This window comes from Ktedonobacterales bacterium (genome assembly GCA_036557285.1).
Classification (GTDB): domain Bacteria; phylum Chloroflexota; class Ktedonobacteria; order Ktedonobacterales; family DATBGS01; genus DATBHW01.
This window is the reverse complement of sequence record DATBHW010000040.1, coordinates 110,346-132,445: the sequence shown is the minus strand read 5'-3', so window position 1 is coordinate 132,445 and position 22,100 is coordinate 110,346. Positions and strand designations below refer to the sequence as shown.

The 22,100-nt window shown below is 58.7% G+C and carries 18 protein-coding genes; all 18 read left to right on the top strand.

All coding sequences use genetic code 11. From position 1 onward, the window contains the following. The first annotated feature begins 178 nt into the window (after positions 1 to 178). Complete coding sequence (purB, locus tag VH599_11540; protein HEY7348934.1) at positions 179 to 1,510, top strand: adenylosuccinate lyase; 1,332 nt, start codon at positions 179 to 181, stop codon at positions 1,508 to 1,510. A gap of 195 nt (positions 1,511 to 1,705) precedes the next feature. Beyond that, positions 1,706 to 2,944, top strand: coding sequence for an FAD-dependent oxidoreductase (locus tag VH599_11535; protein ID HEY7348933.1), 1,239 nt, complete (start codon positions 1,706 to 1,708; stop codon positions 2,942 to 2,944). Further along, positions 2,934 to 3,296 carry a nuclear transport factor 2 family protein gene (locus tag VH599_11530; protein HEY7348932.1) on the top strand — a complete coding sequence of 121 codons (363 nt, stop codon included), beginning with the start codon at positions 2,934 to 2,936 and terminating at the stop codon, positions 3,294 to 3,296. The genes VH599_11535 and VH599_11530 overlap by 11 nt, the downstream gene beginning before the upstream one ends. Before the next feature lie 175 nt (positions 3,297 to 3,471). Then, entirely contained in the window at positions 3,472 to 4,371 is a 900-nt protein-coding gene (locus tag VH599_11525) for an NAD(P)H-binding protein (GenBank protein HEY7348931.1), read from the top strand. Positions 4,372 to 4,700: 329 nt separating this feature from the next. Beyond that, on the top strand, positions 4,701 to 5,834 hold the full coding sequence (locus tag VH599_11520; GenBank protein ID HEY7348930.1) for a hypothetical protein: 1,134 nt from the start codon (positions 4,701 to 4,703) through the stop codon (positions 5,832 to 5,834). Between the two features lie 97 nt (positions 5,835 to 5,931). Then, entirely contained in the window at positions 5,932 to 6,450 is a 519-nt protein-coding gene (locus VH599_11515; GenBank protein HEY7348929.1) for a hypothetical protein, read from the top strand. Positions 6,451 to 6,742: 292 nt separating this feature from the next. Further along, positions 6,743 to 7,597, top strand: a complete 855-nt coding sequence (gene rpsB, locus VH599_11510) for a 30S ribosomal protein S2 (GenBank protein ID HEY7348928.1) — start codon at positions 6,743 to 6,745, stop codon at positions 7,595 to 7,597. 210 nt (positions 7,598 to 7,807) lie between these two features. After that, a complete protein-coding gene (locus VH599_11505) occupies positions 7,808 to 8,329 on the top strand; it encodes an elongation factor Ts (protein HEY7348927.1) in 522 nt (173 codons plus the stop codon). 66 nt (positions 8,330 to 8,395) lie between these two features. Continuing rightward, on the top strand, positions 8,396 to 9,139 hold the full coding sequence (pyrH, locus tag VH599_11500) for a UMP kinase (GenBank protein HEY7348926.1): 744 nt from the start codon (positions 8,396 to 8,398) through the stop codon (positions 9,137 to 9,139). 100 nt (positions 9,140 to 9,239) lie between these two features. Next, a complete protein-coding gene (gene frr, locus VH599_11495; GenBank protein ID HEY7348925.1) occupies positions 9,240 to 9,797 on the top strand; it encodes a ribosome recycling factor in 558 nt (185 codons plus the stop codon). Between the two features lie 29 nt (positions 9,798 to 9,826). Beyond that, positions 9,827 to 10,666, top strand: a complete 840-nt coding sequence (locus VH599_11490; protein ID HEY7348924.1) for an isoprenyl transferase — start codon at positions 9,827 to 9,829, stop codon at positions 10,664 to 10,666. A gap of 44 nt (positions 10,667 to 10,710) precedes the next feature. After that, positions 10,711 to 11,604, top strand: a complete 894-nt coding sequence (locus VH599_11485) for a CDP-archaeol synthase (protein ID HEY7348923.1) — start codon at positions 10,711 to 10,713, stop codon at positions 11,602 to 11,604. Positions 11,605 to 11,859: 255 nt separating this feature from the next. After that, positions 11,860 to 13,023 carry a 1-deoxy-D-xylulose-5-phosphate reductoisomerase gene (gene dxr, locus VH599_11480; protein HEY7348922.1) on the top strand — a complete coding sequence of 388 codons (1,164 nt, stop codon included), beginning with the start codon at positions 11,860 to 11,862 and terminating at the stop codon, positions 13,021 to 13,023. Then, positions 13,020 to 14,180: a site-2 protease family protein gene (locus VH599_11475; protein HEY7348921.1), complete on the top strand. Its 1,161-nt coding sequence runs from the start codon at positions 13,020 to 13,022 to the stop codon at positions 14,178 to 14,180. Before dxr ends, VH599_11475 begins: the two co-directional genes overlap by 4 nt. Positions 14,181 to 14,272: 92 nt before the next feature. Further along, positions 14,273 to 15,517, top strand: a complete 1,245-nt coding sequence (gene ispG / locus VH599_11470; protein ID HEY7348920.1) for a flavodoxin-dependent (E)-4-hydroxy-3-methylbut-2-enyl-diphosphate synthase — start codon at positions 14,273 to 14,275, stop codon at positions 15,515 to 15,517. A 347-nt stretch (positions 15,518 to 15,864) separates the two neighbouring features. After that, positions 15,865 to 16,884: a CAP domain-containing protein gene (locus VH599_11465; protein ID HEY7348919.1), complete on the top strand. Its 1,020-nt coding sequence runs from the start codon at positions 15,865 to 15,867 to the stop codon at positions 16,882 to 16,884. A 353-nt stretch (positions 16,885 to 17,237) separates the two neighbouring features. Further along, entirely contained in the window at positions 17,238 to 19,376 is a 2,139-nt protein-coding gene (locus tag VH599_11460; protein HEY7348918.1) for a PQQ-binding-like beta-propeller repeat protein, read from the top strand. Positions 19,377 to 19,428: 52 nt separating this feature from the next. After that, a complete protein-coding gene (locus VH599_11455; protein HEY7348917.1) occupies positions 19,429 to 22,089 on the top strand; it encodes an SNF2-related protein in 2,661 nt (886 codons plus the stop codon). Positions 22,090 to 22,100 lie beyond the last annotated feature (11 nt).

Genomic DNA, 22,100 nt, shown 5'->3' with positions numbered 1-22,100 from the left:
GTAAGAACCGGCCAGGAGTCGCTCCTGGCCTCCAGGGTAGCAAGAAAGAATGAGGGGGATGTTGTTATTAGAAATGATACAATCAGTATGATACCACACAAGAACATCGCGCGGGCATCCGGCCCTTGAAGGACCGTATATCTCTCTCACGCGCACTTTTTAAGATAAGGACCGGCCCATGATCGAACGTTACAACACTGCTGAGATGAAGGCCATCTGGTCGGAAGAGCATAAGCTGGACATCTGGCTCAAAGTAGAACTACTGGTCTGCGAGGGCTGGGCGCGCGAAGGCGTCATCTCCGCTCAGGATATGGAAAAGCTGCGCCAGGCAGGCTACAGCGTTGATCGCATGCAGGCCATCGAACGCGAAAGCCATCACGATGTCATCTCCTTTTTGCGCTCCGTTCAAGAGCAGCTTGGCCCGGAAGGTCGTTTCTTGCACCTGGGCCTTACCTCATCCGACGTGCTGGACACTGGCCTTGCCGTCCAGATTAAAGAAGCCGGGGCGGTACTCACCGAAGCACTCAACCAGCTTATCTCAGCCACAGAACGCGCGGCATTGGCTCACAAAGAGACGCTCATGGTGGGGCGCACACATGGCATCCACGCCGAACCCATGACTTTTGGCCTCAAGCTCGCCCTGTGGGTCGCCGAACAGCGCCGCGCCCGCCAGCGCCTCAACGACGCCCTGGAGCAGATCGCCGTCGGCGCTGTCTCCGGCGCGGTGGGTACTCACGCGACGATTCCACCCGCGATTGAAGAATACGTCTGCGCTCAGTTGGGACTGGGTGTCGATCCGGTTTCCAGTCAGATCATCCAACGTGACCGCCACGCGCACTTGCTGGCTACCTTTGCGCTCATCGCCAGTTCGCTGGAGAAGATGGCCCAGGAGGTCCGCCATCTCCAACGCACCGAAGTCAGCGAGGCGTTCGAGCCATTCGCCGCCGAGCAGCAAGGGTCATCGGCCATGCCCCACAAACGCAACCCCGAAAAATGCGAGCGTATCTGTGGATTAGCCCGCGTCATGCGCGGCCACGCGCTCACGGCTATGGAAAACGTCGCGCTCTGGCACGAGCGCGACATCAGCCATTCCTCAGCCGAGCGCCTCATCATCCCCGACAGCGCCACGCTGCTGCACTACATGCTCAATCTCTTTACCGACGTGGTTGCGCACCTCGATGTTGACGCGGCCCGCATGCGGCAGAACCTGGAAAGCACACGCGGCCTGATCTTCTCTCAACGCATCATGCTCGCGCTGATCGATAAAGGCATGCCCCGGCAAACCGCCTATAAGCTGGTGCAGCGCAATGCCCGGCGCATCTGGCGCGGCGAAGAGGCGCAGACGCAGTTTCTCACGCTGCTCCAGGCCGACGCGGAGATAGGCGCTTATCTCTCACCGGACGAACTCCAACACCTGACCGACACCGGCTTCTATACGCGTTACATTGATAGCACATACGCTCGTCTGGGTCTGGGTTCATCCGCAGCAGCAGACGCGCCGCTTCAGTAGCAGTTGGGCTGGCGATGTGCTACATTACGAAACAAAAGTACTCTATCCCTGCTTTTTCCAGCACATCTCTGCAAAGCCACCGGGCGGCGATACATCGGCAGAGCAAGGGCGCCTTCAACGGCTGCCTGGCACGCGGCTTCGCAGAATATGTGGAATGTGGAATATGCGGAATATGCGAAATATAAGGAGTCAGATTTGGCTGCACTGGAACAGAAACACTATGTCATCATCGGCAATGGGATTGCAGGCACCACTGCCGCTCAGACACTGCGCAAGAACGACCCTGACTGCTCCATCTACCTCATCACCGACGAACCCTATCCTTTGTACAACCGTGTCTCGCTGCCGCGCTTCCTTCAGGGGGTGCTCATCGAGCAGAAAGTGATGATCCGCAATCGGGAATGGCACGATCAGCAAAACATTACTCTGCTCACCGAAACCACCGTCACTGCCGTTGATACCGAAGGGCGCACCGTCACCCTCCATGATGGCCGTATCCTGCCCTATACGGCGCTGCTGGTTGCCACTGGCGGGCGCGCCAATCCGCTGCATGTCCCTGGCGCAGACGGGACGCGCTTTATTTTTAATTTCGTGACGCTCGATGATACCAAGGCCATTATCGAGCGCGCCCTCGAATCCCGCTGCGCCGTCACCACAGGTGGCAGCTTCATCGGCTATGAGATGACCGAAGGCTTTAATGTGCGTAAGCTGCACGTCACCTGGCTCATTCGTGGCCCCCGCTGGCTCCGCACCATATTGGACGACGATGGCGGCGCGCTGGTTGATGACATTGCTCGCAGACACGGGGTTGACGTGGTTCATGGCGAAGAACTCCGCGAAGTCATCGCCGATCAGGGCGTTCCGAAACAGGTCATTACCACCAGCGGTAAAACCTATGACGCGGATGTGATTGGCGTCGGACTGGGCATCACGCTCAGCACCGGCATCCTGCAAAACACGCCCGTTGCCTGCAAGTCAGGTATAATCGTCAACGAGTATCTGGAAACCAATGTTCCCGGTGTCTACGCCGCAGGCGACGTAGCCGAGTTTTATGATCCGGTCATCGAACGGCACCATACTATGGGTACCTGGGACAACGCCCTGGGACATGGACGCATCGCCGCCGCCAACATGGCTGGCGGCCACGAGCCGTATATTGATGTGCCTACCTATACCAGCCCACTCTTTGATACCAATATCGCCGTCATGGGGACTGCCGAGATCAACAACCCCGAACTCACCTCCATCAGCCGTACTGCCACCGGAGAGCGGGGCGAACGCAATTACCGCAAGTTCTTCTTTAAGGGCAATCGCCTGGTCGGCTCGGTCTTTGTCGGCTCCCCAAAAGGGCGCAAAAAGGTCGTCGAAATTATTCGGGTTGGTCAGGAATTTGCCACCCAGGCCGAGCGTGAGGGGTTATTTGATGTCCGCTGATGAATTGAAGCAGCTACTCGACGAACTCAGCAACCGCTGGCGCAACAGAGACGCGCAGGGCGCAGCCGAACTCTTCAGTGAGAACGCCATCTACTCCGAGCCACCGGCTCATGAGTTACGTGGCCGACCAGCCATCGCCAGTTTTTTCCGTACTTTTTTCGCCAACCACTATGCCATCGAATTTGGCTTTAGCCGCATCTTGATTGGCGAAGGCGAGGCAGCCGCCGAGTGGTCCTTTCATTACTTTCGCGCCAGCGATGGCCGCCCAAGACGGCTCACAGGCATCGTCTTTATTGACGCAGCCGCAGGGCGCATTCACTTCTGGCGAAGTTTCTCCGCGCGCCTGGAATAAACACCGCTCGCTCCAGGCCAACATGAACCCCACAACAGAGCCTCCTTTGAGCGAAGGCTCTGTTGCATTTTCAGGGAGCGCGAACCCTATAATCTTTGCAGCAAATGGTTGTCAATGCTCTCCAATCCTTTCAATCTACCAACCAATCTTCCAATCAACCTTCCAAGGAGGGGCTATGATACTGATTACCGGATCAACCGGCTTTGTGGGGCGTCATCTGGTCAAGCGGCTGGTGGCCGAAGGCGAGAAGCCGCGCTGCCTGGCTCGCAGCCAGCAGAAAGCCGCACAGGTGTTACCCATCGAGAAGGTCGAAGTGGCTGTTGGGGATACAACCAGGCTCGGTACCCTGGAACCAGCCATGCGAGGCATTGAAACGCTGGTACACAGCGCGTTCGTCACCGCCGACATCAAGGAAAGGCGCGATGTCAGCTACCAGGGCGTCAACGTTGAGGGTACCAGGAATGTCGTTGAGGCGGCGCAGCGCGCCGGGGTCAAGAAAATTGTCCTGGTCAGCGGCCTGGGAACCAAACCAGACAAACCAGGCAGCTATATGCAGGGGCGTTACCTGGCGGAGCAATATGTCAAAACGAGTGGGCTGGCCTGGTCTATCATCCAACCTTCCATCCAATTTGGCGCCCAGGCTGCCTTCTTTAAGGGCCTGGCTGACTTGATTCGCACCGCGCCAGTGGCGCCCATCATCGGAACCAGCCAGCGCAAGTTTCAGCCTATCTGGGTGGAAGACGTAGCGCAGTGCCTTATGAAGCAAATCCGCGAAGAGAGCCGCAGCGGCAAAACCTACGTGGTGGGCGGCCCTGAGCAGTTTACCTATGGGGAAATCCTGGATATGCTGGCAAACGCCCTGGGCAAAAAACGTCTGAAAGCCCCCATGCCTATGCCGCTGGCCTACCTGGGAGCAGCCGTGATGCAGACGGTCTTGCCCCGGCCACCCATTACCACCGCCGCGCTCACCCTGTTCACCTTCGAGCAAACTACCGACCTCACCGCCGTCGAGCGCGAGTTCGGCTTTCAGCCGCTCTCCTGGCGCGCCTACCTGGCAGAGCATGGGGTTGATTAGCTGACATCACCGCCAGAAGCTAGACCAGCATGTGAGCTAGTTCACAGAAAGCTGGACAGTAAGATGGTACGCTCTGGTTACTGGCCTCAGCAACAAATCGTCACATTGATGGTAGGATACTACGCAAAGACCTTGAGTGATCTTTGCGCGCATAGAAAGGCAGGAATATACCTATGGTCTGCACCCGCTGCGGGGCTGTGCAGCGGCGGGCAACTGCCAGGTTTTGCCATCAGTGTGGGGCAACGATAGAGCTGGCGCCCTCCAATGTTCAACCAAACGTCACTGAAATGCCCAGTATTGAACCGGCGCCTCAAGAGGCTCAGGCTCCCATGCCGATGTCTTTTATTCCTCTTGAGCCAGATGAGAAGACGAAGCCAGAGAAACAGGAGGCGCCGGAGCCTCAGATTCCCCAGCCGCCAGCAGGAGGCTACCCCAACTGGCACGACGAAGCGCCCACCCTGCTGCGCGATCAGCAACAGGCAGCCGCCCACGAAAACAATACCCAGGCCCCAGCGCCCCCGGTACGACCCGCTCCTGTGGCCGCGCCCGAATGGGGTCCAGCGGCGCCCGCATTTCTCAATCAACCAGAGCATTTCTCCACCGTGGCAGAGAATCAGGCGTTTGCGCCGGAAAGCGCCCGCATGGCCGGGGGCCACAATCCAAGAGAGATTCGGCCCGCCCCTCCGGCCTGGGCGGGGGAGCCTCCAGCATGGGAGCGCCGCCCCCAGGAAGTTCCTCCTGAACAGAGGGAAGACCGGCCCTGGAGCAATCAACCTCCTTCCGCTCAAAACTACCGAAGCAATCTGAACCAGAACCCGTTTGACGAGCGCGCTTCAGTGCCTCCCTCGTGGCAAGCGCCTCCAGCAGAGCGGCCTATTCGACCAGCAACAAGGGGACCGGTCCCAGGAGCCTTTCAGAAACCTCGCCCCCCCAAACAGCACCGCCTGCCTCTAGGCGTCATCATCACACTGGGGCTGCTTCTCGTTTTTGTAGTCGCTGGCGTTGGTGTCTATGCGTTTGTTAGCGGCTCAGGAAGCCTGGAACCCTCCGCCTTCCAGACCTATACCGACTCGGACCATCACTTCAGCATCCAATACCCCACTGTCTGGACACTCAAGCAATTGCCCAACGGGGCTCGTTTTGCCAACACAACCAATACCGCCGAGCTTTCAGTGACCTACACCCCCAACACATCAAACCTCACTGCTGAGCAGTTCGCCGATCAGGAAGCGGCAAAAGAGAATATCAGCACACCTGATACACAAACATTCGCTGGAACAACCTGGGTGGTGCGCTCTGGCATCGTCACTCAGACTTCTGGCATCAGCCAGGATATTTTTCTCTTCGTGACGGTCTCGAACAACCTTCTCTATGAGGTGCGTGAAGTCGCCCCTCTGGATGGCTACAAAGAGCCAAACCAGACGGCGTTTATGCCGATGCTGAAATCGCTGAAATTGACGTAGTAAAGAAGCGGATACAGGGGGCAATGCTGCCCCCCGCGCATCACGCGCCAGAGGAGAGTTGAGCAGATCCCTGGTCTACTGTTAGGGGAGGCGTCCGGTGCTGCGTAATCCATATATTGTCGGGGTAGAGCGTTTCGAAGCGCCTTTTTCCGCCAGCGCCCAGGCTGGCGAGGTCTTCCATCGCAAAGAGCAAGCGGCACGTTTTTGCCTGCTCCTGTGGCGCCAGTTTCAGCCAGAACTGCGAACCATTCGCTATACTATCAGCGGGGATGATCTGGCCGACACAACCGTCGAGTTTGCCGGGCAGCCACGCTATGACGAACTCATCACCCTTGATGCCAACGATGCCCGGCAGATTGACATTGAGTTTATCAGCCAGCAGCCGACGCCCACTGGTAAAGACCTGCATCCAGCGTTCAAGGGGAAAGACGAGCATTTCCCCGCATTTCTAGAGGTCTTTATCCCCCTGAGCCAGAATCATCCGCAGTCAGAGACGCCCGCCCTTGAGTATTTCGCCGAGGATCATCTGGTCATCTGGTGTAGGCCCAACCTTCTCTCCAAAGTCACCGCCCTTTGGGAGCGCGCGGCTGTCGCCCCTTTCAACCGACCTGAATGAAGAACGTTAGCACGCCCCTCAGCGGCCCTTCTTCCGGGAGCGCCTGACAAAGTTGCAGGCCCATTCGGCCCTGTGTTATACTTCAGGGGACGGGGGCCTTGCCCCCGCTTATTACGCACGCTCCCTAACCATCGGGTTCCTGACTGCTGGAAAGTTCGTCTTTCCTCTGCGCCTGGCATGCGCTCCATACCCTGATACCAACGGTTGGATAGCGTATTCCCCCGGCGTGAAGCGACCAAAGGGACTTCCCAACGGGAGACAGGGAGTGGAGGTTTACTAAGGAGGCCCGTCGTTGGCAAACATCGTTTCCATGAAACAGCTCTTAGAAGCTGGGGTCCATTTTGGACATCAGACCCGCCGCTGGAACCCCAAAATGAAGCCGTTTATCTTTGCGGAGCGCAATGGCATCCACATCATTGATCTCCAGCAAACAGTTAGCCGCCTGAACGAAGCCTACAAGTTTGTCGCTGCCATCACCGAAGAGGGGGAAAGCATCCTTTTTGTTGGCACCAAAAAGCAGGCGCAAGAGGCAGTCGAGCAGGAAGCCAAACGCTGCGGCATGTTCTATGTGAACCAGCGCTGGCTGGGTGGCATGCTCACGAACTTCCAGACGATCCAGACCCGCATCCGCTATCTGAAAGACCTGCAAGCTCGCAAAGAGCGCGGAGAATTCGAGCGCCTGCCCAAGAAAGAGGCGCAGCGCCTCGAAGAACAAATGGCCCGCCTGGACCGAACCCTGGGTGGTATTAAAGACATGCGCCGCCTGCCAGCCGCTATATTCGCGGTAGATACGCGCAAAGAACACACCGCTGTGCTTGAGGCGCGTCGTCTTGAAATCCCGGTGATCGCGCTGGCCGATACCAATTGCGATCCAGATGAGATGGATTATCCGATCCCGGCAAACGATGACGCTATCCGCGCAGTGCGCTTGCTCTGTACCAAGATCGCCGATGCCGCTCTGGAGGGTCGCCTCCGGCTTGAGGCACAGCGCAAAGACCAGGAGCCAGCCGGGGAAGAGGGAGCCATCGCAGAGGTTGAAGAAGAGTTGGGCGCCCCCCCAACGACACCCGAAGCAGCGCCCGAAGCGACACCCGAAGCCGAGTCATCGCCTCCAGAGCCAGAACTGGTTTCCGAGGAGGCTCATTAAGCATCCAGGTATGTGAGCAGGGTGTCCTACCTCGTCCGGTACCGGGCTGATGGAGGCGCCCTCTCTTTGTGGAGACATCCAGCAGGTCGCTGGGAATTAGGTCGAGGGCCTGATACTTTTGTATGCCCCGCATCGTTTCATGTTCAGAATGCCCGCACAGCCTGCCGATGAGTTGGCCTGTGGCGAGGCAGAGGAGTGCGAAGAAGAAGCATGGAATATACTGTCAAAGATATTCAGCGGCTCCGCGAAACAACTGGCGCTGGTCCACTCGATTGCAAAAAAGCCCTCGAAGAGGCCACCAGCTTTGAAAATGCCGTCGCATGGCTGGAGGAAAAGGGCAAGAAGCGCGCTGAGAAGATCGCCGGACAGGACCGCGAAACCCGCCAGGGCTATATCGCCGCTTACACCCATTTCGCCGGAAACCTGGGCGCGCTGGTAGAACTCAATTGCAGCACCGACTTTGTTTCTCGTAACGACGAGTTTCGCGCCCTCGGCGCCGAACTGGCGCTCCAGGTTGCAGCAATGGACCCGAAATATATCACGCTCGAAGAGATACCGGCTGAGGTTGCCGAAGACAAAACTCCCAAGGAACTGGAATCTATGGCGCTCATGACGCAGCCCTGGTTCAAAGACGAGAAAGTCAAGATCGCCGACCTCATCAACGACTTGATCCGCAAGACCGGCGAAAATATCATCGTTCGCCGCTTCGTGCGCTTCAAGCTAGGCGAGTAAACGCGCAGCGAGCGCGGGGCGCTTCTCCAGGTTTCCGCGCCCCACCCTCGCTTCTGCGGAGGATCTATGGCCGAAAGAACACCAGCCTTTCGGCGCATCCTGCTGAAGCTCAGCGGAGAAGCGCTGATGGGCGATCAAGGGTATGGCATCGCTCCGGTTGTGGTGCAGCGCATTGCAGGCGAGATTCAGCGCGTGCAGGCGTTAGGGATAGAGATGGCTATCGTCGTTGGCGGCGGCAACATCTGGCGCGGACAAACGGCTGCTCATGGTGGTATGGACCGTGCCACTGCCGACTATATGGGTATGCTCGCCACCGTCATCAACGCTCTGGCGCTGCAAGACGCCCTGGAACAGATTGGATTGATTACGCGCGTGCAGACCGGCATCGAAATGCCATCGGTGGCCGAACCGTTTATTCGCCGCCGCGCTACCCGGCATCTGGAAAAAGGGCGAGTGGTCATCCTGGCAGCGGGAACCGGCAATCCCTACTTCACTACCGATACTGCCGCTGCCCTGCGAGCAGTCGAGTTGAATTGCCAGGTCTTGCTCAAAGCTACCAAAGTAGATGGCGTCTATGATACCGACCCGCTGCGCAATCCCAATGCGCGCCGATTCACGACGTTAAATTACATGCAAGCACTCAATATGGGGGTGCAGGTGATGGACAGCACCGCTATCTCGCTCTGCAAAGATAACCATTTGCCCATCATCGTCTTTAACTTACATGAGCCGGGCAGCATCGAGGCTCTTGTGGCGGGCGAGCATCGTGGAACGCTCGTGTGTGATCCCGAATCGTCTCTACAGTGGTAAGCCAGCGTATCGGAAACGTACAACCGAACCGCGTAGTGATTGGAGACCCGTACCACCATCCGGCCAGAGATGTTCGATAGCCCTAGAAGGAGAGGCGCTTATGCCCGCAGATCTTTTCAGCGATGTTGAACACCGCATGAAGATGGCTGTAGACGCGCTGCACCGCGAGCTTGCCACAGTGCGCACTGGCCGCGCCAGCCCTGCCCTGATCGAAGGGTTAAAAGTCGAGTATTATGGCGCCCCTACACCATTGAATCAAGTTGCCAGTATCCATGCAACAGACGCGCGTACTTTGACCATCCAGCCCTGGGACCGCAAGACCCTTGGCGATATTGAGAAAGCCATCCTGAAATCCGACCTGGGGCTGAATCCCAACAACGATGGGCAGGTCATTCGTCTCATCATTCCCCCCTTGACCGAAGAGCGCCGCCGCGAGATGGTAAAAATGGTACATAAAAAAGTGGAAGATGGCAAAATCGCGGTGCGCAACTGTCGGCGCGATGGACAAGACCATCTGCGCGCCCAGGAAAAGCGCAAGGAAATCTCTGAAGATGAGTTGAAGCGAGGCACTGATCGCCTTCAGAAGCTCACTGACCGCTATATTGACGAGATGGACAAAGTCGGCCACGCGAAAGAGACTGAAATTATGGAAGTCTAAAGCGTCGGCAGGAGGATGGTTGCACACTCATGGCACGGGCAATCTCAAAACTTTTTGATTTTCTTGGTTCCCGCAACGGAACCAACAAACAATCTGCCAAAAAGCAGGAAGCCTCTGAGCAGCGTCAGGTCACCCCTCAGCATGTTGCCATCATCATGGATGGCAACGGGCGCTGGGCCACCAAACGCCACTTGCCGCGCTCGTTCGGCCATAAAGCCGGGGTAGACGCGCTTCGACGGGTGGTGGAGTGCGCCACTGACGAACACGTTCCCATGCTCAGCGTGTACGCTTTTTCCACCGAGAACTGGGATCGCCCTCAAGATGAGGTGAGCGGCCTGATGCGCCTCTTCTGGGAAGTCATTCAGTCCGATGTTGATCGGCTCAGACGCAATGGGGTACGTCTGCGCCATATTGGGCGAATGGAAGGGCTTGCGCCTGAGATTCAGCAAGCTATTCAGCATTCAATCGAAGTCACCAGGCAGAATACGAAACTTGCCTTCAACGTCTGCTTTAACTATGGTGGGCGGGCTGAATTAGTGGATGCTGTGAGGCAGATCGTCGCCGAGGGTCTGGCCCCTGAAATGATTACCGAAGAAGTAATTAGCAAACACCTCTACACGAAAGACCTGCCCGACCCTGATCTGGTCATTCGCACCGCCAGTGAAATGCGCCTCAGCAACTTTTTAATCTGGCAGGCGGCATACAGCGAATACTACGCCACAGAAACTCTCTGGCCCGACTTCACCCGCGAAGATTTCCTTGACGCCCTGAACGCCTACAGCCAGCGCCAGCGGCGCTTTGGCAAAGTCACATCAGCCGAACAACAACAATCCGTAATCTTAGGGCCATCAAGCGCCGGGATCCGCTAGATGCCCTCTGAATCAGTATTTGCACGAAGCAAAAGGAAAGAGCGATGAAGCAGTCAGCCCCTCCGCCATCGGTGGCAAACCCCGACCCAGGCGCTGCCAACGACCAATGGAGACACTCGCTGCTGCTGCGGGTATCGACGGGCATTCCTGGCATTGCCATCATCCTGGGCCTCTTATGGGGCGGCGGCTGGATTCTGTTTGGGGGTCTTGTTCTCATTGTGGGCGCGGCATCCTATGAAATGCACCGCATGCTTACCGGCGAAGGCATGCGCCCCCTCAGCCTCCTCAGCCTGGCGCTCAGCCTTGATTTTCTGGTTGCAGCTATCCTGCCCGCCTGGCGTACTCCCCTGATCGAGGGTGGTATCAGCCTCTTGCTGCTCCTGTCATTCACCTGGCTTCTGACGATGCGCAAAACGCTGAATGGTTCGCTCGTAGATTGGGCGCTGACGATGGCGGTACCATTCTATATCGGCTGGCCGCTCAGCTTCTTCCTGCGCCTGCGCGGCAATCAGATTGGTCCCAGCACTGGTTTCTGGTGGGTACTGGTGGTGTTAGTAGGCGTCTGGGCATTTGATAGCGCGGCCTTCTTTACCGGCAGATTTCTGGGGCGGCATAAACTGGCAACCGTGATCAGCCCTAGCAAAACCTGGGAAGGTGTCATAGGAGGCATCGCCGGTGGAATAGCCGTCACCTTGCTTGCAACTCGCCCGTTGAACGTTCCCGTCTATCATGCCATCATCCTGGGCCTGCTTATCAGCGTTGCCGGGCAGGTGGGCGATCTGGCAGAATCGCTCATCAAACGCCAGACACACGTCAAAGACAGCAGCCATCTGATTCCTGGTCATGGTGGCATGCTTGATCGCATAGATAGTCAATTATTCGCAGTAGTTGTAGTCTATCTCTATGCCTCCTGGGCGCTCCCGCAAATGCTCTCTTGAGCCAGACTCATCTTTTCTGCTGGTTCTCTTGCTTTCACAACAAACGGCTAGCTCGGCAGTGCTATGCTATAATCTTTAATGAGGCTACATACCTATTAAGATGCTTGATGATACGCGCGGAGCAGCGATCCAGCCTGGTTGCCAACTGGAAAGACGCTCCAACAGGGGAATACGTTGATGGGGCCACAGCGGCCATTGCCAGAACAAATAAGAAGAGAGATGGGCGCCGCAGCGCCTTTCCCAAGGCGAATTGCTGTGCTTGGCAGCACCGGATCAATTGGCCGACAAACGTTGGACGTGGCGCGCTGTTTCCCCGATCATTTCACCATCGTAGCCCTGGCGGCCCGCAACAATATCGCGCTGCTGGCTGAGCAAGTCAACGAGTTTCAGCCAGCCCTGGTTGCCTGCGCTGCCGATACCCCCGAAGCGGAGACCCTGGCAAAGCAGCTACTCCCACAGGCGCTGCGAGGCATAGAAGGCTTAGAAGCCGTTGCGACCTCTATCAATGTTGATATACTCGTCGCCGCCACCTCCGGGCTGATTGGCCTGCGCCCAACGCTGGCCGCCATTCACGCGGGCAAAACCATCGCGCTTGCCAACAAAGAGACACTGGTGATGGCAGGGCATCTGGCAACGGCCAGCGCCGAAGCGGCTGGAGTAGACATCCTGCCGGTAGACAGCGAACACAGCGCCATCTGGCAGTGCCTGCGTGGCGAATCGCGCGCCGAAGTTGCCCGATTGATCATCACCGCCTCTGGCGGGCCGTTCAGAAACACCCCCTTGGAGGAACAACGCCAGGTGACAATAGCCCAGGCGATGGCGCATCCCACCTGGCGTATGGGGCCGAAGATCACGATTGACTCCGCTACCCTCATGAACAAAGGGCTGGAGGTTCTGGAGGCCCGCTGGCTCTTCGGCCTATCCTATGACCAGATTGAAGTGGTGGTCCATCCGCAGAGCATTGTGCATTCAATGGTGGAATTCGTTGATGGCTCAATCAAGATGCAGGCGGGCCTTCCCTCAATGCGCCTGCCGATTCAGGTTGCCCTGAGCGCGCCCTATCGCCTTAATAATACTGACACTGGCCTGGTGCGCCCCCTCCAGTGGCCGGAGGTTGGCGCCCTCAATTTTGAGGCGCTCGATCCTCAGCGTTTCCCCTGCTTCCGGCTCGCCCGCGAAGTCGGCGCGCGCGGCGGCAGCTATCCATCTGCTCTGGTAGGGGCCGATGAAGAGGCTGTTGCGCTGTTCCTGGCCGGACACATCTCCTTCACGCAGATTGCTGAACTCATCGAGCGCGTGCTGGAGCGTCATACGCCAATTGCAAACCCTGATGTTGATGCTATTCTGAATGTGTGTGCCTGGGCGCAGCGGACATGCCGCGAGCTGGTGGTTGGCACTGATCTGGGAGTGAAAACATGAGTGCTTGGTATCTCTTAGCGGCTATTCCGGTCTTTGGTCTGCTCGTCTTTGTCCACGAGTTGGGACACTTCCTCACCGCCAAATGGTCTGGCATCCGCGTGGAAGAATTCGGCTTTGGTTTTCCACCGCGCCTCTTCGGCATCAAGCGCGGCGAGACGATTTACTCGCTCAACTGGATTCCCCTGGGGGGCTTTGTGCGCATGCCAGGGGAAAACGGCGAAACCACCGACGACGAGGGCAATTATGACCCGCGCAGCTTCGCCGCAAAACCGGCCTGGCGGCGCGCTATTGTCCTGGTCGCCGGAGTCACGATGAACGCCATCCTGGCGTTTTTGCTCTTCGGCCTCGCCTACGCCAGCGGCGAAAGCGGCTATAGCCCGGTCATTCAGTCTGTGTGCGCCAGTTCTCCCGCCGCCGCTGCCGGTATACAGCCAGGCGATAAGATCATCAGCGTTGATGGGCAATCAACGATCCTGGAAACCGATGTCATACAGCTTGTTCAGAACGACATCAATGCCGCGCCCGCTGGCGCGGCCAGCGTTCCGGTGCAGATCACGTTTCAGGATGCGCAGGGACATACACAGACGAGTGTTGTTGACGCCAGGACCGCCGACTTGAGTAACACGCCTTGCCAGGACGCTCAAGGCGCTACTATCAAAGATAAACAGGGAACCCCTTTTACCAGCCAGGGGCCGTTGGGCATCGTCTTCGATAATACCGTCATAGCAACTCGCCATTACCCGATCAGCCAGATTCCAGGGCTGGCAGTGAAGCAAGCTGGCCTCATGCTTGGTGGTTTTGTCGACCTGATCCGCAGCCTGTTTGACGGAGCCTTCAATATTCATCAGGTAGCCGGACCTGCGGGCATTGTTCACTTTACCGGTGAGGCCGCCAGCCTGATCCCACAGCTTGGATGGTTCCCACTGCTCAACCTGACGGCTTTTCTGAGTCTGAATCTTGCAATCATTAACATCTTACCTTTCCCCGCGCTCGATGGTGGTCGTCTGGCGCTGTTGGGGCTGGAGGTGGTCCGGCGCGGCAAGCGCCTGGACCCTCGCCATGAAGGGCTGATCCATCTGGTCGGCATGGCGGTCTTACTTTTGCTGGTCGTCATCATCACCTGGAATGACATTGGCGCCTGGATCAGCCAGCGATAATCTCTATAATTGCCAGGGCGCAGCAGAGAACAATCAACAGAGAACGCTAGAGCTTTTCACAGTTTCCGAATACGCTTTAAGGAGTTTCTTCAATGCGTCGTAAGACTCGGCAAATCCACGTAGGGAGCGTACCCATTGGTGGCGACGCCCCGATTGCCGTCCAATCCATGACCACCACCTATACCCGCGACATAGAGAGCACCGTTGCGCAGATTCAGCGCCTTCAGGACGTGGGCTGCGAACTGGTGCGCGTGGCTGTTCCTGAAAAATCAGACGCCGCTGCTCTTGGCGAAATCAAGCGTCGGATCGCTATCCCGCTGATCGCGGATATTCATTATAACCATCATCTCGCGCTGGAAGCCATCCAGCAGGGCGTTGACTGTATTCGCATTAATCCGGGTAATCTGGTTGGCGGGCGCGACTCCTTCAGAGAAGTGCTGGATGCCTGTAAAGCGCGGGGTATCGCTATGCGCATTGGCGTCAACTCCGGCTCCATTGACGCCCTCGATCAGCGCGGCCAGGAAATGAAACGCATTCAAGTGCGCCTGCGCGACGATGGCGTACTGGAGCGCACCGACCCTGCCGAGCAGCGCCGCCAGGAGCGCGAACATCTGGCCGAGCGCATGGTCAACAAGGCGCTGGAATATGCAAGCTGGTGCGAAGAAGAGGATTACCACGAGTTTAAGATTTCACTCAAATCCTCCAACGTGCTGACAGCCGTAGAAGCCTATCGCCGTATCGCCGCTCGCTGCGATTATCCGCTGCACCTGGGCATTACCGAGGCAGGCACCCTGGTCACAGGCGCAGTCAAGTCTGCGGTTGGACTCGGCCTCTTGCTGGCCGAAGGCATCGGCGATACCATCCGCGTCTCGCTGACCGCCGATCCAGAAGAAGAGATTCCGGTGGCCTATGAAATCCTACGCTCGCTTGATTTACGTCAGCGCGGAGTGACGTTTGTCTCCTGCCCTTCCTGTGGTCGGGTCGAGATTGACCTGCTGGAGATTGCCAACGAGGTCGAACGCAGGCTCGCCAAAGTGCAGACACCCATCCAGGTTGCTGTCATGGGCTGCGTTGTCAACGGCCCAGGTGAATCGCGCGATGCCGATGTCGGCCTGGCTGGCGGGCGTGGGCGCGGCGTCATCTTCCGCAAGGGCGAGGTTGTGAAAACCGTCCCCGAAAGCGAGTTTCTGGAGGCGGTTCTCAAAGAAGTTGCCAGTCTGCTCCCCGAAAGCGAAGCAAAGCTCGTTTATCCTGGCGATGGGCAGCTTGGTCCGGTCAGCGGCGGGCGCACGCGCGCCACTGGCGTGAGTGGCAAGCAGCTTCCAGTCCTCCAATAACCCGTCCCTCTTGATGCGCTCAATGAGCGCCGGAAAGGGAGTGCTGAAAGAGCCTGGACTCCGAAGGACGCTCAGCACGGAAGCGGCTCGCTTCCGTGCTGAGCGTCCTGTTTTCCTGTCGCGCCCGGCCCATCGCCTCTAGCGCATAGATGCCTGAAAGGTGGCTAGGAGAGAAGTACTGCTCAGCATGCCTCCATTCCCCACTTGCTCAGCGGCATGGTATTTTACTCTGGAGGAGAAAAGATTCGGGGACCGAACAGAAAGCAGCGATGGAAGCAAAGAGCACTACTGGCGGGCAACCGCGGGACATCAAACCAGGAAAACCTGCCTCTAGAGAAGTATTAGCTGTGCCAGGGCGGAACCGATTGATGCGCCCGATCCGGCAATCGTGGCAGGCGACGCGCCACAGGCGCAGTTTTGTCATGGCAACCGGCTTTACCGTCCTCGCCGTGTTTCTGTCCTGCATCCTGGGCGCGCGGCCAGTCGCCAACTCGGTTGGACTCGACCAGCCCTCTTATCAACCCACTGCCGGAGTTGACCAGCAGGCTTTGCGCGCGCTGATCGGTCATGTCTGTAACCTATCCCTCAGCGCGCCTGATACTCCCTGCTCAGCGGGCGTGCGCGCCGCGCTCTTTCGCGCCTTCAATGTCAGCCAGAACGATATTGAACGGCAGGTGCAGCAGGGCAATACCCCCTTTGCCGCTCTGCATATTTACTCGCTCAACTGCCCTGCCTGGGAGCAGGCTATGGCGCGCGCGGTTGCCTCGTTGGGTAAACTCGTTCAGAAACAAACGATTACGCTCGCGCAATCGGATGAGGTAATCGCCTGGCTTCAGGATCGCCAGGACAGCGCCTGCGCGTTTGTCGCCAGTTCTGGGGTGTTCGCCCCGACACCTACACCCGCCCCATTGCCGCCCGGCTCCAGTCATTCATGCCCGCCAGTTGCCGGTCACGAAAACGCCGATGTTGAAGCGCGCCTGCTGGATTCGGTGAACCAGGCACGCGCCAACGCAGGCGTTGCCGCCCTCAGCATCGATCCGCGCATCCACAGCGAGGCGCTGGTACACAGCGAGGACATGACCTGCTATGGCATGAGCCATTTCGTGCCTCCAGGCACCACGCCGGAATCGCGGATGGCCGCCGCAGGCGTCAAATTTACCTGGGGTGGGGAAAACATTGGCTGGTCAGGCATGGGCAGCGATTGGCAGAAAGTGATGTGGCTGTTCAACATGATGATGGCCGAAACACCCCCCAATGATGGGCATCGCAAGAATATCTTGAACCCCCATTTCACCCGAACCGGCATCGGCATTTACGTGGAAAATGCGTCCGCGCGCCTCTGGCTCACCGAAGATTTTGCAGGCTGAAGCCGGTTTCCTGACTTTTAACCAGCCGTTCTTGCTGGCGCTCCCCTCTCGCGCCTTTGGTTCCACCAAAAATGAGGTGTTAGCAAGCGAGACCCGTTATTTGTAGCGCCGCCTTCCAGGCGGCTCAACGCTGGCCTGCTGGTCCGGTGGCCTGGAGGGCGAACGTTCGCCCTGGCGAAGCGTTAGCCGCCAAGATGGCGGCGCTACAAGTGGCGTCCCCCCAATAGTTCGTGGAACCCGCGCCTTTCTGGGGCTTTACAGCAAGCCGAGAGCCGCGATATACTGTAGCTGTGCTATTTTTGCGCAGGTATCTGCGGTTCCGGCCCAAGTGGGCCACAGTCTGGAATCCATCCATGCAAGCCTCGAATCGCTCCTATGTCTATTGCCCTGGCTGCGGCTACATTGCTCCATCAACCGCCCGCTTTTGTGTCAAATGCGGCGCGTCAGTCGTTGGCGCTCCACAGGCGAGCATTCCGGCCCCAGCCGCCGACACGAACGGACCCCTCATACAGGCGCCGCTGGCTCCAGCAATGGGTCTGTGCGGCGGACGCTATACCGATGTCTTGCCGCTCTCTGATCGCGGCGGCATGGGGCTGATCTTCCGCGCCTGTGATAGCCGTCGCGGGCAGCAGCCGTGTGTTATCAAGCAGCTTCGACCCGACCCGGACCTCGATGAAGCCCTCTTCCAGCGCGAAGCCGCGCTGCTCGCACAGCTTCGCCACCCGAGTCTTCCGGCGTGTTGGGACGCCTTCAGCGAGAACGGCGCGCATTATCTGGTATCGGACTTCATCGAAGGCGTCGCCCTTCAGGACTTGATTGAGCAGCAAGGCCAGGCTTCAGAGCGCGACGTAGCCCGCTGGGGGATCGATCTCTGCGACGCGCTGGTCTATATTCACAGCCAGCAGCCGCCCATCATTCACCGCGACATCAAGCCCGATAACGTGATTATCACACCGGAGGGCAGCGCCGTCCTCGTTGATTTCGGCATCGCCCGCCGCTATGAAGCTGGCCGACATGACACTACGAAGATGGGTACCTGGGGTTATCTGCCACCGGAGCAAAAGGCCGGGCGCACCGAGCCGCGCTCCGACCTCTACGCCCTGGGGGCCACGCTCTATTTTGCCCTGACCGCCAGTGACCCCCAACTGCTCAATATTTTCGACATCAATCTTCAATGGCGCAAAGGGGTGAGCTTCCCGCCCGCCCGCGACACGAATCCCCACGTATCAGCAGAGATGGAGGCGATCTTAGCGCAGGCCACGCGCGTGCTGGTTGAGGAGCGCTATCCTTCGGCTCGCGCGATGCTGGACGAGTTGCGCAATCTAGGCGCGGCTCAACAAACCCTGCCCTGCCCGCACTGCCAGGCAGCAAACCCATCCTCAGCCGCGCGCTGCCGGGCCTGCGGGAAGCCGCTCACACTCCAAACAGCGCCACAGCAGGCAGCGCCGCCGCGCCAACCTCAGAACTGGGGCAGTTTTCGCGGCAGCGCCGCCCGCGCAGGCGTCACGACAGACATCCTGCGTCCACCCCTGAAGCAGACCTGGAGCTTTCAGTTGCAGGGCGCGGTTGATGGCTCACCAATCATTCATAACGGGATGGTCTATGTCGGCTCACGCAATCACTACCTCTATGCTCTAGATGCCCAGAGCCAGCGCGAACTGTGGCGTTATAACGCTGGCGCGCCGCTGCGCAGCACGCCCACGCTGCATGGAGACACGCTCTTCTTTGGCGACGATAATGGAACGATGCACGCTGTACAAAGCGTTGGTGGGACAGCCCGCTGGCGTGTCCCGCTGCGCGGTAAAATCTTCGCCTCGGCAGCCGCGGGCGCTGGCCTTATCATCAGCGCCACCCAGGCCGGGCGCATCGTCGCCCTGAACCCTACGAGCGGCGAAATTATCTGGGAGCATGTGGATGGCAGCCCTTTCTACGCCTCGCCAGCACTATTGAACAATCTGGTGATTGTCGCCAATGGCCCCGGCCAGATCAAGGGGCTGGACATTGCCAGCGGCAAACTGCAATGGACCTTTCAGGCTTCCGGCCAGGTGCGCGCGACACCCGCCTGCCATGATGGGCTGGCGCTTGTCGCCGCCCTGGATGGCAGTGTCGCGCTGCTGGATATTCGCACCGGCGAGCGCCTTTGGCAGCGTTCCCTTGGCGTCCCGATCAGCGCGTCACCGATCCTGACCAGCGATAGAGCTTTCGCCGCCGGACAGGAGGGAGCTGTTTTTGCGCTCAGCCGCGATAATGGCAATCGCTTGTGGACCACCAGGACAATGGGGCAGCTTGCCGCATCTCCCATTCTCTGCGGCGCGGCGCTGCTGGTGATTGATACCGATGGCACTGTCTCGCTGATGGACGCCAATACCGGCAAGGTCGGCTTTCAGCTTGCGCTGAGCGCGCCGGTGTTCGCTTCGCCAGCCGTCTCTGGCGTCTGCTGCGTAGTTGGCACACGCCAGGGGAGTGTCTGTCTGCTGGAGGGCCAGCCATGAGCCGCCAGAGCGCCGCAGGCATGAGTCTATACGAAGAGGATGCGTGGACAGCGTGACAAGCGTACTAACCGTTGGACAATTGTTAGGCGGGCGCTATCAGGTGGAGCAGCAGCTTGCCACTGGAGGGCAGGCCGCCCTCTATCGGGCTATAGATCGCCGCATTACCGGCAAAGCCTGGGCGATTAAAGTCTATCCTGCCACGTCCGGTAATCAGGCCGAGGCCCGCGAGCAATGGAGCAGCGAGATCGAGGTCTTGCTCCGCCGCAAACATCGCGCGCTGCCGCGCCTGGGCGAACATTTCGAAGGCGACGGCTCGCTGTATCTGGTTCTCGATTACCTCGATGGACAAACCCTCGATACGCTGATCGGCGGAGGCGCGGCCTGCGCCTCCGAAAAAACGGCACTGGCCTGGGCGGCTGACCTCGCGGATGTCCTGGCCTATCTGCATCGCCCCGATGCCGACGGCGTGCGCTTCATCTACGCCGACCTCAAGCCACAGAACATTATGCGCACCACCGATGGCCGCCTGTTCCTGATAGACTTTGGCTCAGCGCGGGCGCTGCGCAACGGCGCCGCTGAGGCCCCATCCCTGCGGCTCGGCACGCCCGGCTTTGCCGCCCCTGAGCAAGCGCACGCGGTTAGCGAAAGTACCGATGTTTTCGGGCTGGGCGCTACCCTCACCTACCTGCTCACCGGACACACTATTGATAGTTTTCCGCCAGGAACGCCGCTGGCTGGGCCACAGGGGATGATCAGCCCGGCATTGGGGGCGCTCCTGCGCCGCGCCACCGCCTTCGACCCATCCAGACGCTACGCGGGCATTCCTCAGATGCTGGAAGCGCTTCAGACGCTCGATCAAGTTTGTACGACCTGCGGTACCCTCACCAGACCAGGGGCGCGCTTCTGCCCAATCTGCGGCGCCCGCCGCGATAGCCTGACGCCAGGACAGCGCGCGCAAAGCACTGTTACCTCGCATCGCTCCGTTGAACTGCGCCCAACCGAATTTGAGCAAGATCGCATCGAAAATCACCCTGTCCTGAGTCGTCTGCGCCTGCCAGCAACGGCTCCCCTGAAGCTTTTGCTGCTTCGCGCCGAAGGTGAACGGCTAGCCCTGGATCGCGGCTTTGAAGATGGCCTGATCGCCCTGGACGCGCTCAATATTGATACCTACGCGCACCAGCACAACGCGGTACTCAAGATGCTGCGTGAGATGCGCGGCAATGGCATCTTTGCCGACGAGGTAGGGCTGGGCAAGACTATCGAGGCCGGAATGGTCCTGAAAGAACTGGTCGTGCGCGGACTGGTGCGCAGCGTCCTCGTCCTGGTCCGTCCAGGCTCCACTGACCAATGGCAGCAAGAGATGCAGGAAAAGATCAACGAACATTTCACCGTCTACGACTCGAAGCGCAAGTGGCGTCCATCCGAGCGCGTCATCGTCAGTATGGACACCGCGCGCCAGCCCAAGCGCAGAAATCATTTTATCGGCAAAACCTTTGATCTCATCATCGTGGATGAAGCGCACCGGCTCTATAAGAAATCTGGCGAACCTAATGCCACCTGGCACTTCGTCAATGCTCTCCAGCGCAAATACATGCTGCTCCTGACGGCCACGCCTATTCGGGCACATCTGGGCGAACTCTTCTCGCTGGTGACGCTCGTTCGGCCCGGACAGTTCCGCAGCCGCCAGGACTTCTTGCAGCACTACGCCGACAGCCGTTCTCCCGACAAAACGCAGAAACGCCAGGAACTTAAAACGGTGCTGGCCGAGGTCATGATTCGCAACCGGCGGCGCGACAGCACCATCCGCTTCCCTCAGAAACGCGAGATAGCGCATCAGCCAATTGCCCTGCAAGGAGAGGAGTTGCGCTGCTATGCTCTGGTAGAGCAGGCGATCCGCTATGATTGCACCGGCGGCCATCTCTCGAACAACTGGGAGCGGATCAGCACCTATCGGCCCCTGTTGCAGGCGGCATGCGTCAGCCGCCAGGCCGTGCGCGATTTTTTGGAGGCCCGCCAGACGCTGCGCGAACAACCACACTGGCAGCACGTGTTGGAAGCAGTACGCAAGCCAGGCATTGACGCGAAAGAGGTTGCGCTGCGCGATCTCTTGCGGCGGCTGGATGATCGCGTGATCGTCTATGTCGAGCATCCCGCAACAGCCCAGCGCCTGCACAGTTTCTTGCTCCTTTCCAACCCGCCCATTGATGTGACGCTCTATCTTCAGGAGCGAGATCGGCGCGAGGCCCTCAAGCAGTTTCGCCAGGGCAAGCGCGGCGTTCTGTTGGCCGGGCGACCTGTAGAAGAAAGCCTGAACCTGCAATTTTGCCATCTGGTCATCAATTACGACATTCCTTGGGATCCCACGCGGCTGGAGCAGCGTATCGGGCGCGTCCATCGTCTCGGACAGCTTTATGATGTCTCTATCTATTCGCTCGTCTCCCAGGGAACCTATGCCGAACAACTGTTGCAGCTGTATCGCCACTATCTGCGGCTCTTCGAGTTGGAGGTAGGCGAACTCGGCATGGTGTTGGACGAGATGGATGAGAGCTTTAACTTTGAGCGCGAGCTATGGGAACTCTGGCTGAAATACCCCGACCCTCACGCGCAGGCCGACGCGCTCGCCAAAATCGGCAGCAAACTGGCCCAGGCCCGCAGCGACTTCGAGCAATCCATGCGCGGCGCAGCAGCCATTAACGACATATTTGAAGGGTAAGAGGCAACCGA